We start from the raw sequence: 16,738 nt of genomic DNA, 5'->3' as shown, positions 1-16,738 counted from the left end.
TGGACTATTATTGACGATAGTTTCTCACCCTGACAGGAGTACACAATGTCAAAGCAACAGATCGGCGTAGTCGGTATGGCAGTGATGGGACGCAACCTTGCGCTCAACATCGAAAGCCGTGGTTATACCGTCTCTATTTTCAACCGTTCCCGTGAAAAGACGGAAGAAGTGATTGCTGAAAATCCAGGCAAGAAACTGGTTCCTTACTATACGGTGAAAGAGTTTGTTGAATCTCTTGAAACGCCTCGTCGCATCCTGTTAATGGTGAAAGCAGGTGCAGGCACGGATGCTGCTATTGATTCCCTCAAGCCATACCTCGATAAAGGTGACATCATTATTGATGGTGGTAACACCTTCTTCCAGGACACCATTCGTCGCAACCGTGAGCTTTCCGCAGAAGGATTTAACTTCATCGGTACGGGTGTTTCCGGTGGTGAAGAGGGCGCGTTGAAAGGTCCTTCCATTATGCCGGGTGGGCAGAAGGAAGCCTATGAACTGGTTGCGCCAATCCTTACCAAAATCGCCGCCGTGGCTGAAGATGGTGAACCGTGCGTTACCTATATTGGTGCCGATGGCGCAGGTCACTATGTGAAGATGGTTCACAACGGTATTGAATACGGTGATATGCAACTTATTGCTGAAGCCTATTCTCTGCTGAAAGGTGGCCTGAATCTCTCCAACGAAGAACTGGCGCAGACCTTTACCGAGTGGAATAACGGTGAACTGAGCAGCTACCTGATCGACATCACTAAAGACATCTTCACCAAAAAAGATGAAGACGGTAACTACCTGGTTGATGTGATCCTGGATGAAGCAGCAAACAAAGGTACTGGTAAGTGGACCAGCCAGAGTGCACTGGATCTCGGTGAGCCTCTGTCGCTGATCACTGAATCAGTGTTTGCACGTTATATCTCTTCTCTGAAAGAGCAGCGCGTTGCCGCGTCTAAAGTACTGTCTGGCCCACAAGCACAGCCAGCAGGTAACAAAGCTGAATTCATCGAGAAAGTTCGCCGTGCGCTGTATCTGGGCAAAATTGTTTCTTACGCTCAGGGCTTCTCTCAACTGCGTGCCGCGTCTGAAGAGTACAACTGGGATCTGAACTACGGCGAAATCGCGAAGATTTTCCGTGCTGGCTGCATCATCCGTGCGCAGTTCCTGCAGAAAATCACCGATGCATATGCCGAAAATCCGCAGATCGCTAACCTGCTGTTAGCCCCGTATTTTAAGAAAATTGCCGACGACTACCAGCAAGCCCTGCGTGATGTTGTTGCTTATGCAGTGCAGAACGGCATTCCAGTACCAACCTTCTCTGCAGCGGTTGCTTACTATGACAGCTATCGTGCCGCAGTGCTGCCAGCGAACCTGATCCAGGCACAGCGTGACTATTTCGGTGCGCATACTTATAAGCGCATTGATAAAGAAGGTGTGTTCCATACCGAATGGCTGGATTAATCTGATTTAATTATCAATATACTAAGACCCGGCATCTATGAACTGCCCCCCGAAAGTTGGACAGTTATTTGTTAGACGGCTAGCAGTGCCTGAGCCCGGTATTCTACCGGGCTCAGGCCCTTTAACCTTGAGCTAATCCGCTCATTGTTGTAGTAATCGATATACTCCTCGACTGCTCTTCGAAGCTCTTTTGTACTTTTAAATTCATTCAGGTAATAACATTCTGACTTGAGCATTCCGAAGAATCCCTCCATCACGGCATTATCCAGACAGTTTCCTTTACGAGACATGCTTTGAACTACCCCATTTGACTCCAAAATATTCTGATATGGTTTCATCTGGTACTGCCACCCCTGGTCTGAGTGCAGAATAGGCTTATCATTTTGCCCAAGCTTCGACATGGCCTGTTCAAGCATCGCATTAATCATCTGCATTCTGGGCCTCTCGGACAGGTTGTAGGCGATTATCTCTCTGTTATAAAGATCCAGTACAGGCGAAAGATAAAGCTTCTTCCCTTCAACTGCGAACTCCGTTACGTCGGTAACCCATTTTTCGTTAGCTTTTTCAGCGTTAAAGTCACGCTGGAGAAGGTTTGGTGCAGTTTTACCCACATTTCCTTTCCATGAGCGATATTTTTTCACTCTGATAAGGGCCTCAAGGTTTAGCTCTTCCATCAGTCTTTGCACGACTTTATGATTAATCCTGAGGCCTGTTCTTCGCAGTGACACCGTGATCCGGCGATAGCCATACCGGCCTTTGTGATACTGATAAATCTCACTAATTTGTTTTTTTAAGTCAGCATAGGGATCAGGGCACTTAAGCCTGTTGAAATTATGATACCAGGTACTACGCGGCATTTTTGCTACACGTAGCAAATCGCCCAGACAATGCTCTTGCCTTAGTTCATTGATTATTTGCGCTTTTTCTCTGGCTTTTTGCTTTGAACTAAGACTTTCAGCTTTTTTAGATAGGCGTTCTCAGCCCGGAGATAACGTAGCTCTTTACGTAATTCCTCCGGAGTAAGCTCTTCCAAAGACCGAACCGTCACTTCCTGTGATTCCTGAGAATCTTTCTGTTTATTCAAGGATTTCTCACGACCTCGTTTTAGTTTCAATAAGCCTTCAGCGCCTGAGGCGTTATACACCCGGAGCCAGCGCCTTACTACGCTTTTATCGGAGATATTGAAACGAGCAGTGGCTTCACGAACGGTGAGGCCTTCCTTAAGCATGAGCTGGACGATGGAGAGCTTAAATTCAGGGGGATGGTTGTCACTTTTCCAAGTTATACCATCGATTCCATGCTGCTCATAGGAAGCAACCCATTGGCTGACGGTATCCCGGCAAACGTCAAATTTCTTGCCAGTTTTTCTGGTTCCATTTCCTTCAAGATAAAACTTGACGACCGAATGACGAAATTTAAGTGAATACTTCGGCTTCATAAACTGCACCTTACTCAGTTGGGTGTCCAACTTTTGGGGTGTAGTTCACTAATCGCCGGTTTTTTTTTGCTATCAATCTCATTGATTTAATTTCATTGCTTAATACTAACTTAATAAATGGCAGCTATTCTCATAAAGAAAATCTGAATTGTTTTTCGTTGCGTTGACCAGTCATCATCGTAGCGTTAAAACTTTTAACTCTTATCAGGATGCTAAAAACATCATGATTCACAGTTAAGTTAATTCTGAGAGCATGAAATGAAAATCACCATTTCCGGTACTGGCTATGTAGGCTTGTCAAACGGGCTTCTAATCGCACAAAATCATGAGGTTGTGGCATTAGATATTTTACCGTCACGCGTTGCTATGCTGAATGATAAGATATCTCCTATTGTTGATAAAGAAATTCAGCAATTTTTGCAATCAGACAAAATACGTTTTAATGCCACATTAGATAAAAAAGAAGCCTACCGGAATGCTGATTACGTAATCATCGCAACCCCGACTGATTATGATCCTAAAACCAATTATTTCAATACATCTAGCGTAGAATCTGTCATTAAAGATGTTACAGAAATACACCCTTGTGCAGTAATGGTTATCAAGTCCACGGTTCCGGTAGGTTTTACGGTCACGATGCAAAAAAAATTCAATACTGAGAACATCATTTTCTCCCCAGAATTCCTCCGGGAAGGTAAAGCCCTTTACGATAATCTTCATCCGTCACGTATTGTCATCGGTGAGCGTTCAGAACGTGCAGAACGTTTTGCTGAGTTATTACAGGAAGGCGCGATTAAGCAAAATATCCCGACTCTGTTTACTGACTCCACTGAAGCAGAAGCGATTAAACTTTTCGCTAATACCTACCTGGCAATGCGTGTGGCGTACTTTAACGAGCTGGATAGCTATGCAGAAAGTTTAGGTCTGAATACGCGTCAGATTATCGAAGGCGTTTGTCTCGACCCGCGCATAGGTAATCACTATAACAATCCGTCATTTGGTTATGGTGGTTATTGTCTGCCGAAAGATACTAAACAGTTACTGGCGAACTACCAGTCTGTGCCGAATAACCTGATCTCGGCAATTGTTGATGCTAACCGCACGCGTAAAGATTTTATTGCTGATGCTATCTTGTCGCGTAAACCTAAAGTAGTAGGAATATATCGTCTGATTATGAAGAGCGGTTCAGATAACTTCCGCGCGTCTTCCATTCAGGGGATTATGAAGCGTATCAAGGCGAAAGGTGTGGAGGTGATCATTTATGAGCCGGTGATGAAAGAAGACTCATTCTTCAACTCTCGCCTGGAACGTGATCTCGCCACCTTCAAACAACAAGCCGACGTTATTATTTCCAACCGAATGGCAGAAGAGCTTAAGGATGTGGCAGACAAGGTCTACACCCGCGATTTGTTTGGCAGCGACTAACCTTCTGTAATCAGGGCGATTTTCGCCCTGATTGTCTTTTGTTACCCACGTAATAATTCATTATTTTTATCACTTATCCTATAGCATTCATGAAGATTATCGCTACACTATGCGAACCTGAAATTTTCCGTCAGTTAGGGTAATGATGAGAGTTGAAAATAATAATATTCCTGGGCAAAACCATGACCCGGAACAGATTGATTTGATTGATTTACTGGTGCAGTTGTGGCGTGGCAAGATGACTATCATCATCTCTGTCATTGTAGCGATTGCCCTGGCAATAGGGTATCTGGCCGTTGCCAAAGAAAAATGGACTTCCACAGCTATCGTTACTCAACCTGATGTGGGACAAATCGCAGGTTATAACAATGCCATGAATGTGATTTATGGTACGGCTGCGCCGAAAGTGTCTGATATCCAGGCGACGTTAGTTGGTCGTTTCAGTACGACATTTTCTGCATTAGCAGAAACGCTGGATAATCAGGAAGAACCCGAAAAACTGACTATCGAACCTTCTGTTAAAAACCAGCCATTACCCCTGGTTGTTTCTTATGTCGGGCAAACGCCTGAAGGTGCGCAGAAACAGCTAGCTCAATATATTCAGCAAGTTGATGAACAGGTGAATGAAGAGCTGGAAAAAGACCTGAAAGACAACATCGCACTGCGTGTGAAAAACTTGCAGGATTCTTTGAAGACGCAGGAAGTGGTGGCACAGGAGCAGAAAGATCTGCGTATCCGTCAGATTCAGGAAGCGTTGCAGTATGCGAATCAGGCGCAGGTCGCAAAGCCGCAGATTCAACAGACGCAGGACGTGACGCAAGATACGATGTTCCTGTTGGGGAGCGAAGCGCTGGAGTCGATGATTAAGCACGAGGCGACCCGTCCGTTGGTGTTCTCGCCAAACTATTATCAGACTCGTCAAAACCTGCTGGATATTGAAAGTCTGAAGGTTGATGATCTTGATATTCATGCCTACCGTTACGTTATGAAACCCACACTGCCAGTGCGTCGCGATAGCCCGAAAAAGGCTATCACTCTGATTCTGGCTGTGCTGCTGGGCGGTATGGTTGGCGCGGGGATTGTGCTGGGGCGTAATGCGCTGCGTAATTACAACGCGAAGTAATCTTTTCGGTTTTAAACAAAATGGGCAGGGTGGTGACACCTTGCCCATTTTTTTGCCGAATGTGATGCTGGCGCATCTTATCCAGCCTGCGTGTGCAGAGAGAATGTGTAGGCACGATAAGCTTGCGCATCGGGCAATGGCTCCGGATGCGACAACAATATCGCATCCGCTTACCCCGTAACTCACTGATGCCGTTTGCGCAGGTTTTCAATCACCGTCGTTAAATCCAGATCCTGATCCTGCAACAACACCAGCAGGTGATACATCAAGTCAGACGCCTCGTTAGTCAGCTCAAAGCGGTCATGTACTGTCGCGGCCAGTGCGGTTTCCACGCCTTCTTCTCCTACTTTCTGCGCGATGCGTTTGGTGCCACTGGCATACAGTTTGGCGGTGTAGGAGGTTTCCGGATCGGCAGATTTGCGTTCAGCGAGCAGTTGTTCAAGCTGGTAGAGAAACAACCACTGGTGAGCGGTATCGCCAAAACAACTGCTGGTGCCTTTGTGGCAGGTTGGGCCGATGGGATTCGCCAGCACCAGCAGGGTGTCGTTGTCGCAGTCCGGTGCAATGCTGACTACGTTGAGGAAGTTCCCCGACGTTTCACCTTTAGTCCACAGTCGCTGTTTGGTGCGTGAGAAAAAAGTGACTTTGCCGCTTTCGATGGTTTTATCCAGCGCTTGCGGGTTCATGTAGCCCAGCATTAACACTTCGCCAGATACCGCGTGTTGCACAATCACTGGCATCAGTCCGTCGGTTTTTTCCCAGTCCAGTTCGCGGCGTTGTTGTTCTGTTAACATATCCTGATCTCCACGCCCTGTGTTGCCAGGTACGCTTTTAATTCACCAATATTGATTATTTGTTTGTGGAATACGGAAGCTGCCAGCGCGCCGTCAACGTCGGCATCGCGGAAGGCTTCAAGGAAGTGTTCCATAGTGCCTGCGCCACCGGAGGCAATCAGCGGGACGTGGCAAATTTCACGCACTTTTTTCAGTTGTTCGAGGTCGTAACCGTTACGCACGCCATCCTGATTCATCATGTTGAGGACGATTTCTCCGGCACCGCGTTTTTGCACTTCCTGTACCCAGTCGAGCGTTTCCCACTGCGTAACGCGGGTACGGCTTTCATCGCCGGTATATTGATTAACGTGATATTTGCCGGTTTCGGCGTCGTACCAGGTATCAATACCGACCACAATACACTGCACGCCAAAACGATCTGCCAGACGGGTGATCAATGTCGGATCGGCCAGTGCAGGGGAGTTGATGGAGATTTTATCCGCACCAAAGGAAAGAATTTTCGCGGCGTCATCCAGCGACTTAATCCCACCCGCCACGCAGAACGGAATATCGATCACTTCCGCGACGCGAGATACCCAGCTTTTATCTACCACGCGGCCATCGCTGGAAGCGGTGATATCGTAGAACACCAGTTCGTCTGCACCTTCTTCGGCGTAGCGTTTTGCCAGCGGCACAATATCGCCAATGATTTCATGGTTGCGAAACTGTACGCCTTTCACCACCTGACCATCACGAACGTCAAGACACGGAATTATGCGTTTTGCCAGCATGCGATGGCCTCCTTCACGGTGAATTTACCTTCCAGTAATGCCCGGCCAACTATTACGCCGCGCACGCCAGTGCCACGCAGAGCCGCGACATCTTCAATGTTGCCAATACCGCCGGAGGACTGAAACGCCACCTGTGGATATCTGGCGCACACTTCTTCATATAAAGAGACGTTAGAACCTGCCAGCGTGCCGTCGCGCGAGATATCAGTACACAGCACATGTTTCAGGCCGACGGGCAGATAGGTTTCCACCAGTTGTTCCAGCGAAACGCCTGAGTTCTCTTGCCAGCCGCTGACCGCCACCTGTTTGTTGCCTTGCTCGTCAATACGGACATCCAGCGCCAGCACTAACGCATCGGCTCCGAAGCGTTCAAACCAGCCTTTCACCACATCAGGTGATTTCACCGCGGTGGAGCCAACCACCACGCGCGCAACGCCTGCTTCCAGTAACGCCGCCACGTCTTCTTCGCTACGCACGCCGCCGCCAACCTGCACCGGAACGTTAACGCCCGCGACCAGGGTTTTAATCAGCGGGATTTGACGTTTAGCCGGATCTTTTGCCCCGGTCAGATCCACCAGGTGCAGCACTTCAGCACCTTGGGCGGCGTAATCCTGTAAGCGCGGCAGCGGGTTGTTGCCATAATCACGCTGCTTGCCGTAATCGCCCTGATGGAGACGCACCACGGTGCCGTCGATTAAATCTAATGCCGGAATAATCATCACATCTCCAGGAAGTTTTTCAGCAACTTAGCGCCAGCGGCACCGGAGCGTTCCGGGTGGAACTGCACGCCATAGAAGTTATCTTTTTGTACCGCCGCGGTGAACGGTTCGCCGTAGTTGCACTGAGCGATGGTCCACGGATTGACCGGCATGGCGTAGCTGTGAACAAAGTAAAAGTACGCGCCGTCTTCAATCCCCTGAAACAGGCGGTTGCCAGCCTGTGGGTAAACGCGGTTCCAGCCCATATGCGGCAATGGCAGACCAAAGTCGGTCATTTTCGGTACATCCTCGTCGATGATGCCCAGCAAATCGACGCCGTTGCTCTCTTCGCTGCGTCGCCCCAGCAGTTGCATTCCTAAACAGATGCCCAGCACCGGTTGAGTACAGGCTTTGATGAGATCAAACAGTTCGCGCTCACGCACCTGGTCCATCGCCGCTTGCGCGGTGCCAACGCCGGGTAAAAACAGTTTATCGGCCAGCAACACGACGTCCGGGTCACGGCTGACCTTTGGTTCATAGCCGTGACGCGCAATGGCAGACTTCACCGAGTTCAGGTTGGCGCAGCCGGTATCAAGGATCACCACGTTCATTACAGCACTCCTTTCGACGAGGGCAGGGTGTCACCTTCCACGCGGATGGCCTGGCGCAGGGTGCGACCAAAGGCTTTGAACAGGCTCTCTACACGGTGGTGATCGTTTTTACCTTTGGTTTTCAGGTGCAGGGTCACGCCCATGGTGTATGAGAGCGAACGGAAGAAGTGTTCGATCATTTCGGTGCTGAGATCGCCCACGCGCTGGTAGGTAAACTCAGCTTTATATTCCAGGTGCGGGCGACCAGAGATATCCAGCGCGCAGCGTGCGAGGCATTCATCCATCGGCAAGACAAAACCAAACCGGCAGATGCCGCGTTTGTCGCCAAGGGCAATTTTTAACGCTTCGCCCAGCGCCAGTCCGGTATCTTCGACGGTGTGGTGATCGTCAATATAGAGATCGCCTTTAACGTTGATTTCCATACGGAAACCGCCGTGGGTGGCAATCTGATCCAGCATGTGATCAAAGAAACCAACACCAGTGTTAATCTTGCTGCCACCTTCGCGATCCAGCCATACCTGAACGTCAATCTGTGTCTCTTTAGTGTTGCGCACTACGTGGGCATAACGATCGCGTTTAGTGAGTTGCTCACCAATCATCGGCCAGTTCAGGGTTTCGCGGTTGTAGCGTAAACCATTAATACCCATGTTTTCAGCAAGTTGAATATCGGTCGCACGATCGCCAATCACGTAACTGCTGGCGCGATCCATCGCCTGCTCAGCGAGATAACGCTCCACCAGTTTTACCTTCGGCTTGCGGCAGTCACATTCATCGTCGGGCAGGTGCGGGCAAATCAGCACTTCATCAAACTGCACGCCTTGCGAGGTAAAGATCTGCATCATCAGATTGTGCGGGCCATCGAAATCCGCCTGCGGGAAACTTTGTGTTCCAAGACCATCCTGGTTGGTGATCATCACCAGCTTATAGCCTGCTTTTTGCAGCTTCAGCAGTTCCGGGATCACGCCCGGTTCAAAGGCGAGTTTGTCAAAACGGTCCACCTGAAAATCACTCGGCGGCTCGCTAATCAGGGTTCCATCGCGATCGATAAAAAGATACTTCTGACTCATCAAACTTGCTCCGCACGTAAGGCGTCAATGACGCGCTGGCTTTCTTCACGGGTTCCGACGGTAATTCGCAGACAGCCGCTTAAAGAGGGTTGTTTATTCTGATCACGTAAGATAATGCCCTGATCCCACAAAGATTTAAACACTGCGCTGGAGGCTTTAAAGCGTGCCAGAATGTAGTTGGTTTCGGAGTCGAAAACCTGCTCCACGCAGGGGATCTCTTTCAGTGCGGCAATCAGGTATTCGCGTTCTGCAATAATTTGCGCCACCCGTTCGCGCATGGCGACGATCCCCTGCGGGCTTAACGCCTGTGCCGCAATGTCGGCAACCGGCGTTGAGAGTGGGTAGGGGGCGATCACTTTCATCAGCAGGTTGATGACTTCTTCGTTTGCCAGCGTAAACCCACAACGGAGACCCGCCAGAGCAAAAGCTTTCGAAAGGGTGCGCAAAATAGCCAGGTGCGGATATTCCGCCAGCCAGCCCGCCAGCGATGCCTGCGGGCAAAACTCAATATAGGCTTCATCGGCAACCACAATGGCTTTTCCGCGGGTTAACTCCAGCAGAGTGCGAAAATCTTGCGGATTGATCAGTTGCCCGGTCGGGTTGTTAGGGCTGCAAACATAAACCACTTTCACGCCGTCCAGCTTGTCGGAAATCCCCTGCAAGTCCAGTTGCCAGTTTTCCAGCGTCGGCACCGTGCGACACTCGACGCCAATGGTTTCGGCGCTGACGCTGTACATGCCGTACGTTGGCGGGCAATAGAGGATGGCATCTTTACCCGGTTCACAAAAGGCGCGAATCAGTAGTTCAATGCCTTCGTCTGCGCCGCGGCTGACCAGCACTTGTTCCGGTTTTACGCCAGCATATTGCGCGTAATTTTCAATAACCGCTTTTGGCTGACATTCCGGATAGCGGTTGAGCGTTTGCTGAGTGAGCTGAAACTCCACGGCTGTAGGATATTCGTTGGCGTTCAGCCAGACATCGCCGTTACCGCCCAGTCGACGCGCTGACTGATATGGCGTCAGGTTGCGGACGTTTTCACGCGCTAAATCGGTAATAGTCACGGTGCTCATGCTTGCTCCTTAAGGGCGTTGACACGTAAAGTCACGGCATTTTTGTGGGCTGTCAGGCGTTCGGCGGTAGCCAGCGTTTCAATGGTCGAAGCCAACGCAGAGAAACCCTCTTTCGACAATTCCTGCACGGTCATGCGCTTCTGGAAATCCGCCAGTCCGAGGCTGGAACAGGTGGCGGTGTAACCGTAAGTCGGTAGAACGTGGTTGGTGCCGGAGGCGTAGTCACCTGCCGATTCCGGTGACCAGTCACCAAGAAATACCGAACCGGCGCTGGTGATGCTATCGACCAGTTCGCGGGCGTTGCGGGTTTGAATAATCAGGTGTTCCGGGCCGTACTGATTGGAGATTGTCACGCACTGCGTTAAATCGTTGGTCACAATCAGGCGGCTGGTGAGCAGTGCCTGGCGTGCAGTTTCAGCACGCGGTAACTCTGCAAGTTGACGTTCTACAGCTTCGGCAACGCGGCGTGCCATATCGGCGTCGGGCGTCAGTAAGATCACCTGTGAATCCGGGCCGTGCTCAGCCTGAGAGAGCAAATCTGAAGCCACGAAGTCCGGCGTTGCGCCACTATCGGCAATCACCAGCACTTCCGACGGGCCTGCGGGCATATCGATTGCTGCACCGTCCAGACGCTGGCTCACCTGACGTTTCGCTTCAGTCACAAAGGCGTTACCCGGTCCGAAAATTTTGTCCACTTTTGGTACGGATTCAGTACCAAAGGCCAGTGCGGCAATGGCTTGTGCGCCGCCGACGTTAAATACATCCTGCACGCCGCACAGTTGCGCCGCGTAGAGGATCTCATCGGCAATCGGCGGCGGTGAGCACAGCACCACTTTATTACAACCGGCAATACGCGCTGGAGTCGCCAGCATTAATACGGTTGAGAAGAGTGGGGCAGAGCCGCCAGGAATATACAAACCCACTGAAGCTACCGGGCGCGTGACTTGCTGGCAACGTACGCCTGGCTGGGTTTCGACATCTACCGTCGGCAGTTTTTGCGCATTGTGGAAGGTTTCAATGTTCTTTACTGCTACCGCCATCGCCTGTTTCAGGTCGTCGCTCAGGCGTTCGCAGGCTGCGGCGATTTCTTCAGCAGACACTTTCAGCGCGGTAACCTTGGTTTTATCAAACTTCGCGCTGTATTCCCGTAAGGCGTCATCGCCGCGTGCTTTCACGTTATCTAAAATTTCACGGACGATACGGGTGATGCTTTCTGAGGCGGAGATCGCCGGGCGCATTAACAGTTGGCGTTGTTGCTCCGCAGTACAGCTATTCCAGTCAATGATTGTGTTAAAGCTCATGGCTATTACTCCATCATCTTCTCAATTGGCAGGACCAGAATCGAACTCGCGCCCAGTTCCTTCAGTTTTTCCATCGTTTCCCAGAACAGGGTTTCGCTACTCACCATGTGCATGGCGACGCGCTGTTGATCACCCGCCAGCGGCAGAATGGTTGGTCGTTCGGCACCTGGCAGCAGGGCGATGACATCATCCAGACGCTCGGTTGGTGCATGCATCATGATGTATTTCGATTCACGCGCCTGAATTACGCCCTGAATACGGGTCAGTAGCTTGTCGATTAGTTGCTGTTTGGATTCTTCCATTTCGCCATCGCGCTGGATCAGGCAGGCTTTCGAGCGGTAGATAACTTCCACTTCGCGCAGGCCGTTGGCTTCCAGCGTGGCACCGGTGGAAACCAGATCGCAAATCGCATCCGCCAGTCCGGCGCGCGGGGCAACTTCGACAGAACCGTTCAATAAGCAGGATTTGAAAGAGATACCTTTCTGGTCGAGATAACGCTTGAGCAAGTGAGGATAAGAGGTGGCGATACGTTTACCGTTTAAGGAGAGCGGGCCGTTCCAGGCTTCATCAACGGGCGTTGCCAGTGAAAGGCGACAGCCACCGAAATCAAGACGGCGCAGGGTAAAGTAGCGCGGATCTTCACCCTGGGCGCGGCGGTTGAGCAACTCTTCTTCCAGTACGTTCTCACCGATGATCCCGAGGTCTACCACGCCATCCATTACCAGACCGGGAATGTCGTCGTCACGCACGCGCAGAATATCAATCGGCATGTTTTCTGCCATCGCGATCAGGCGCTGGGTGTGAAGATTAATTTTAATGCCGCAGCGCGCCAGCAATTCGCGAGAATCATCACTTAAACGGCCGGATTTTTGCATAGCTATGCGTAAACGAGTGTTGTCTGTCATTTTCTTATTCCTCTTTTAACCTGTCTGAATCGTTATCAACCGCGCAATAAAAAAGCCCCCGGAAGGTGATCTTCCGGGGGCTTTCTCATGCGTTCATGCACCACTGGAAGATCTGAATGTCTTCCAGCACACATCGCCTGAAAGACTAGTCAGGATGATGGTGATGATGGTGGTGTTTAAATTGAACGCGTGTCATAAAAATCTCTGTGAATGTTTATTCAACGGATGCCTTTTAACCTAAACCACTTTCACGATAGAAAGCAAGGGCTTTTTTATATATTTTGCGGTGATAGATTTGTTTAATGAATGAGCAGGGAAAGAAGGGCGCTAAGAGTGACTACGTTAAAAAAAGTAATCGTGAAAACATGTTTTAAAACCCTCAAGAACATTGTGTTCTGTAACTAAAGTGGCCTTTGTTCATGCCGGATGCGGCGTGAACGCCTTATCTGGCCTACAAATGTTGCCTAAATTCAATATATTGGTGTTTTTGTAGGCCTGATAAGCGGAGCGCATCAGGCAATTGTACATTTGCTAACAGTTTCGATTCATTCATAGAATGAATTGTCAGTTTTGATACGCTGGCGTAGCCTTATAGATCTAAGGTGTATCAGGAGAAAACGGATGAAAAAGGTCGCAATTGTCGGGTTAGGGTGGTTAGGTATGCCGCTGGCGATGTCACTTTCAGCGCGGGGCTGGCAAGTCACCGGGAGTAAAACCACACAAGATGGCGTCGAAGCGGCCCGAATGAGTGGGATTGATAGCTATACGCTTCGCATGGATCCCGAGTTAGTTTGCGATTCTGACGATCTGGATGCCCTGATGGATGCTGATGCGTTGGTCATTACGCTTCCGGCGCGACGCAGCGGTCCTGGCGACGAGTTCTATTTGCAGGCAGTGCAAGAGCTGGTAGACAGCGCGCTGGCTCACCATATTCCCCGCATTATTTTCACCAGTTCAACCTCTGTCTATGGCGATGCGCAAGGCATAGTAAAAGAAACCACACCACGCAATCCCGTGACCAACAGTGGACGAGTGTTAAAAGAACTCGAAGACTGGCTGCACAATTTACCTGGTACTTCGGTCGATATTTTGCGTCTTGCTGGCCTGGTGGGGCCGGGGCGTCATCCAGGGCGCTTCTTTGCCGGAAAAACTGCGCCAGACGGTGAACACGGCGTCAATTTAGTTCACCTGGAAGATGTTATTGGCGCTATCACTCTGTTGTTACAGGCACCTAAAGGCGGACACATCTATAATATATGTGCGCCAGCTCACCCTGCGCGTAATGTTTTCTATCCGCAGATGGCCCGTTTACTGGGGCTGGAACCTCCGCAGTTCAGAAACAGCCTGGACAGCGGCAAAGGTAAAATTATTGATGGCAGCCGGATCTGTAATGAATTGGGATTTGAATACCAGTATCCCGATCCACTGGTAATGCCGCTGGAGTAAAGCATCACGCCAGCAGAATGCCGCATACACCGCAAGGGGGCGTGTATGAAACCACTGCTGGATGTGTTGATGATCCTCGATGCCTTAGAAAAAGAGGGCAGTTTTGCGGCGGCGTCAGCCAAACTGTACAAGACGCCGTCTGCGCTGAGTTACACCGTTCATAAGCTGGAAAGTGATCTTAATATTCAATTGCTTGATCGCAGCGGTCACCGCGCTAAATTCACCCGCACCGGAAAAATGTTATTAGAGAAAGGGCGGGAAATTCTTCACACTGTTCATGAGCTGGAAAAACAGGCAATAAAACTTCACGAAGGCTGGGAGAACGAGCTGATTATCGGGGTTGATGACACCTTTCCTTTTTCTCTGCTTGCGCCGCTTATTGAACTCTTTTATCAACATCACAGTGTAACGCGGTTGAAATTTATCAATGGCGTGCTCGGTGGTTCCTGGGAGGCGCTGACCCAGGGCCGGGCAGATATTATTGTCGGCGCTATGCACGAGCCGCCATCTTCCAGCGAATTTGGTTTTTCTCGTCTGGGTGATCTGGAGCAAGTGTTCGTTGTGGCACCCCATCATCCGTTAGCGCTGGAAGAAGAACCGTTAAATCGACGAATCATTAAACGATATCGGGCGATAGTCGTCGGTGACACTGCGCAGGCAGCCGCGTCTACAGCTTCACAAATACTTGATGAACAAGAAGCCATTACCGTATTTGATTTTAAAACCAAGCTGGAGCTGCAAATCAGTGGTCTTGGTTGTGGTTATTTACCCCGTTATCTGGCGCAACGCTTTCTTGATAGTGGTGCATTAATCGAGAAGAAAGTGGTCGCGCAAACCCTCTTTGAACCTGTCTGGATTGGCTGGAACGAACAAACCGCAGGGCTTGCCAGTGCGTGGTGGCGAGACGAGATTTTAGCAAATAGTGCTATCGCCGGTGTTTATGCAAAATCTGGTGACGGAAAATCAGCCATTTAAATAAAAAATCATCTGTCAAGCCCCTCATTCTCTTGTCATTTACCCCCCATTTAGGCACAATGCGCCGCTGTCAAAAAATGACTAAAAACCGACGTTTTATCCGCGTCGGTTATTTTTTGCTTCAAACCAATCATTCATACCAAGAGGCCGGGCTTCGTACCGGATAGATATTTACTAAAAATCGACAGTTGTTGTCGCTGAGGAATCCAAAAAAATGGGGCAATTTTTTGCTTACGCGACGGTTATCACCGTAAAGGAGAATAACCATGTCGCATAACGTTACTCCAAACACCTCTCGCGTGGAATTGCGTAAAACGCTTACGTTAGTTCCGGTTGTAATGATGGGTCTTGCCTATATGCAGCCGATGACGCTGTTTGATACTTTTGGTATCGTTTCAGGCCTCACGGATGGTCATGTGCCGACAGCCTATGCGTTCGCATTGATTGCGATCCTGTTCACGGCTCTGAGCTACGGGAAGTTGGTTCGCCGCTATCCTTCTGCTGGCTCTGCGTACACTTACGCCCAGAAATCTATTAGCCCGACCGTTGGCTTTATGGTGGGTTGGTCTTCTCTGCTCGACTATCTGTTCGCGCCGATGATCAACATCCTGTTGGCGAAAATCTATTTTGAAGCTCTGGTGCCTTCCATCCCATCGTGGATGTTTGTGGTGGCGCTGGTGGCCTTTATGACTGCCTTTAACCTGCGTAGCCTGAAATCCGTAGCGAACTTCAACACCGTCATTGTGGTGTTGCAGATTGTGCTGATCGCGGTGATTCTGGGCATGGTGGTCTACGGCGTATTTGAAGGTGAAGGCGCTGGTACGCTGGCGAGCACCCGTCCGTTCTGGTCTGGCGATGCGCATGTCATCCCGATGATTACCGGTGCGACGATCCTGTGCTTCTCCTTTACCGGTTTTGACGGCATCAGCAACCTGTCGGAAGAAACCAAAGATGCAGAGCGCGTGATCCCGCGTGCGATTTTCCTGACCGCGCTGATCGGCGGTATGATCTTCATCTTTGCGACTTACTTCCTGCAACTGTACTTCCCGGATATCTCTCGCTTTAAAGATCCGGATGCGTCACAGCCTGAAATCATGCTGTATGTTGCGGGTAAAGCGTTCCAGGTTGGCGCGCTGATCTTCTCCACCATTACCGTACTGGCGTCTGGTATGGCGGCGCACGCAGGCGTAGCGCGTCTGATGTACGTGATGGGGCGTGACGGCGTGTTCCCGAAAAGTTTCTTCGGTTATGTACACCCGAAATGGCGTACTCCGGCGATGAACATCATCCTGGTTGGTGCGATTGCTCTGCTGGCAATCAACTTTGACCTGGTAATGGCAACGGCGCTGATTAACTTTGGTGCGCTGGTGGCGTTCACCTTCGTTAACCTGTCGGTTATCTCGCAGTTCTGGATCCGTGAGAAGCGTAACAAGACGCTGAAAGATCACTTCCAGTATCTGTTCCTGCCGATGTGTGGTGCGCTGACCGTTGGTGCGCTGTGGGTTAACCTGGAAGAAAGCTCGATGGTTCTGGGGCTGATCTGGGCGGCTATCGGTCTGATTTACCTGGCTTGCGTAACTAAGAGCTTCCGCAACCCGGTTCCGCAGTACGAAGACGTTGCATAATTTTATAAAACCGGATGGTGTCATCATCCGGTAAGTCT

General features: G+C 50.1%; 17 protein-coding genes and 1 other annotated feature. Of the genes, 7 read left to right on the top strand and 10 right to left on the bottom strand.

Features of this window, described 5'->3' with window-relative positions:
- Window positions 1–45: 45 nt before the first annotated feature.
- On the top strand, window positions 46–1,452 hold the full coding sequence (gene gndA / locus A1SC_RS15000) for an NADP-dependent phosphogluconate dehydrogenase (protein ID WP_016262107.1): 1,407 nt from the start codon (window positions 46–48) through the stop codon (window positions 1,450–1,452).
- Between the two features lie 71 nt (window positions 1,453–1,523).
- Here gndA and A1SC_RS24505 read toward each other — a convergent pair.
- Window positions 1,524–2,890, bottom strand: a protein-coding gene (locus tag A1SC_RS24505) for an IS3 family transposase (protein ID WP_410054396.1) whose coding sequence is annotated in 2 segments (ribosomal slippage) — window positions 1,524–2,404 and window positions 2,404–2,890 — 1,368 coding nt in all. Because the reading frame shifts where the segments join, the coding sequence is not laid out codon by codon here.
- Window positions 2,891–3,148: 258 nt separating this feature from the next.
- Between A1SC_RS24505 and ugd the strand changes: the two genes are divergently transcribed.
- Both ugd and wzzB read left to right on the top strand, forming a co-directional pair.
- Window positions 3,149–4,315, top strand: coding sequence for a UDP-glucose 6-dehydrogenase (gene ugd, locus A1SC_RS15010; protein ID WP_016262104.1), 1,167 nt, complete (start codon window positions 3,149–3,151; stop codon window positions 4,313–4,315).
- 145 nt (window positions 4,316–4,460) lie between these two features.
- Complete coding sequence (wzzB, locus tag A1SC_RS15015; RefSeq protein ID WP_016262103.1) at window positions 4,461–5,438, top strand: LPS O-antigen chain length determinant protein WzzB; 978 nt, start codon at window positions 4,461–4,463, stop codon at window positions 5,436–5,438.
- A 182-nt stretch (window positions 5,439–5,620) separates the two neighbouring features.
- Here the strand turns inward: wzzB and hisIE are convergent, their stop codons facing one another.
- The 9 genes from hisIE to hisL form a co-directional block, all read right to left on the bottom strand.
- Entirely contained in the window at window positions 5,621–6,232 is a 612-nt protein-coding gene (hisIE, locus tag A1SC_RS15020) for a bifunctional phosphoribosyl-AMP cyclohydrolase/phosphoribosyl-ATP diphosphatase HisIE (protein WP_000954922.1), read from the bottom strand.
- Window positions 6,226–7,002 carry an imidazole glycerol phosphate synthase subunit HisF gene (gene hisF / locus A1SC_RS15025; protein ID WP_016262102.1) on the bottom strand — a complete coding sequence of 259 codons (777 nt, stop codon included), beginning with the start codon at window positions 7,000–7,002 and terminating at the stop codon, window positions 6,226–6,228. The genes hisIE and hisF overlap by 7 nt, the downstream gene beginning before the upstream one ends.
- Window positions 6,984–7,721, bottom strand: coding sequence for a 1-(5-phosphoribosyl)-5-[(5-phosphoribosylamino)methylideneamino]imidazole-4-carboxamide isomerase (gene hisA, locus A1SC_RS15030; protein WP_016262101.1), 738 nt, complete (start codon window positions 7,719–7,721; stop codon window positions 6,984–6,986). Before hisA ends, hisF begins: the two co-directional genes overlap by 19 nt.
- Entirely contained in the window at window positions 7,721–8,311 is a 591-nt protein-coding gene (gene hisH, locus A1SC_RS15035) for an imidazole glycerol phosphate synthase subunit HisH (RefSeq protein ID WP_001103560.1), read from the bottom strand. Before hisH ends, hisA begins: the two co-directional genes overlap by 1 nt.
- Window positions 8,311–9,378, bottom strand: a complete 1,068-nt coding sequence (gene hisB, locus A1SC_RS15040) for a bifunctional histidinol-phosphatase/imidazoleglycerol-phosphate dehydratase HisB (RefSeq protein WP_000080113.1) — start codon at window positions 9,376–9,378, stop codon at window positions 8,311–8,313. Before hisB ends, hisH begins: the two co-directional genes overlap by 1 nt.
- Entirely contained in the window at window positions 9,378–10,448 is a 1,071-nt protein-coding gene (gene hisC, locus A1SC_RS15045) for a histidinol-phosphate transaminase (RefSeq protein WP_000108967.1), read from the bottom strand. Before hisC ends, hisB begins: the two co-directional genes overlap by 1 nt.
- Complete coding sequence (hisD, locus tag A1SC_RS15050; protein WP_016262100.1) at window positions 10,445–11,749, bottom strand: histidinol dehydrogenase; 1,305 nt, start codon at window positions 11,747–11,749, stop codon at window positions 10,445–10,447. The genes hisC and hisD overlap by 4 nt, the downstream gene beginning before the upstream one ends.
- A gap of 5 nt (window positions 11,750–11,754) precedes the next feature.
- Window positions 11,755–12,654 (bottom strand): ATP phosphoribosyltransferase, encoded by a 900-nt coding sequence (hisG, locus tag A1SC_RS15055; RefSeq protein ID WP_016262099.1) that lies wholly within the window; start codon window positions 12,652–12,654, stop codon window positions 11,755–11,757.
- Window positions 12,655–12,700: 46 nt separating this feature from the next.
- Window positions 12,701–12,824: a sequence feature (His leader region), on the bottom strand.
- A complete protein-coding gene (gene hisL / locus A1SC_RS23315) occupies window positions 12,800–12,850 on the bottom strand; it encodes a his operon leader peptide (RefSeq protein ID WP_001364200.1) in 51 nt (16 codons plus the stop codon). Its footprint overlaps the feature before it by 25 nt.
- 425 nt (window positions 12,851–13,275) lie before the next feature.
- Between hisL and A1SC_RS15060 the strand changes: the two genes are divergently transcribed.
- From A1SC_RS15060 to plaP, 4 genes are all read left to right on the top strand, one after another.
- Complete coding sequence (locus A1SC_RS15060) at window positions 13,276–14,100, top strand: SDR family oxidoreductase (protein WP_016248869.1); 825 nt, start codon at window positions 13,276–13,278, stop codon at window positions 14,098–14,100.
- Between the two features lie 45 nt (window positions 14,101–14,145).
- Window positions 14,146–15,075: a LysR substrate-binding domain-containing protein gene (locus A1SC_RS15065; protein WP_000803328.1), complete on the top strand. Its 930-nt coding sequence runs from the start codon at window positions 14,146–14,148 to the stop codon at window positions 15,073–15,075.
- Window positions 15,076–15,289: 214 nt separating this feature from the next.
- Window positions 15,290–15,352 (top strand): membrane protein YoeI, encoded by a 63-nt coding sequence (gene yoeI / locus A1SC_RS25020; protein WP_097433929.1) that lies wholly within the window; start codon window positions 15,290–15,292, stop codon window positions 15,350–15,352.
- Window positions 15,342–16,700: a putrescine/proton symporter PlaP gene (gene plaP, locus A1SC_RS15070; RefSeq protein WP_000019194.1), complete on the top strand. Its 1,359-nt coding sequence runs from the start codon at window positions 15,342–15,344 to the stop codon at window positions 16,698–16,700. The genes yoeI and plaP overlap by 11 nt, the downstream gene beginning before the upstream one ends.
- The last annotated feature ends 38 nt before the right edge of the window (window positions 16,701–16,738 follow it).

It is taken from the genome of Escherichia sp. KTE52 (assembly GCF_000408325.1).
In the GTDB taxonomy this organism is placed as follows: Bacteria; Pseudomonadota; Gammaproteobacteria; order Enterobacterales; family Enterobacteriaceae; genus Escherichia; species Escherichia marmotae.
Note: the sequence above shows the minus strand (reverse complement) of the source record. Positions and strands in the feature narration are given on the sequence as shown.